The 467-nt window shown below is 74.1% G+C and carries 1 protein-coding gene; it reads right to left on the bottom strand.

What is annotated here, in order from left to right; genetic code table 11:
- Window positions 1-326, bottom strand: a 326-nt coding sequence (locus tag FNQ90_RS26480; RefSeq protein WP_228471631.1) for a hypothetical protein, incomplete at its 3' end; no start/stop codon positions are given.
- Window positions 327-467 lie beyond the last annotated feature (141 nt).

Below are 467 nucleotides of genomic sequence, written 5' to 3'. Positions count from 1 at the left end.
GCGTCAGTTGTGTATAAGAGAAAGGTCACGGCGCGCTCCACGTACTCCGCCCAGGACGGCTTCCCCACCCGCCGGGCCAACCGATCCGCCGGTTCCCCCGCCAGCGCCACGAGGTGGGTCTCGCTCACCCCGAGACTCGCGCGCCGGGCGGCGAAGCCGCTCTCGTCGCCCACGGTCCACGGCGCCGGACGCCGGTGATCGGAGGAGAGCGCGGCGGTCGGCGCCCCGGGGGCGGTCAGTCGCTCGCGCAGGTTCAGGGCGGGAGCCCACCAGTCACGGGGCAACGGCCGAACCCGGGGAGCCGGGGCAACAGCGGAATCAGTCACGTCATCAACGTCCCGGGCCCGCCGGGTCCGCACATGGGGGAAGCCCACCCATATTCTTCGCCCCCGGGTACCCGGGGGCGCCCGGGTACCCCCCGGACCCGGGGGAACGGGTGCTTCCGTTTCCCTTCCCGCGGCCCGCCC

Origin of the sequence: Streptomyces alkaliphilus (assembly GCF_014141535.1) — a bacterium.
Taxonomy (GTDB): domain Bacteria; phylum Actinomycetota; class Actinomycetes; order Streptomycetales; family Streptomycetaceae; genus Streptomyces; species Streptomyces alkaliphilus.
The sequence above is the reverse complement of the archived record's forward strand: the minus strand, read 5'-3'. Positions and strand labels throughout refer to the sequence as shown.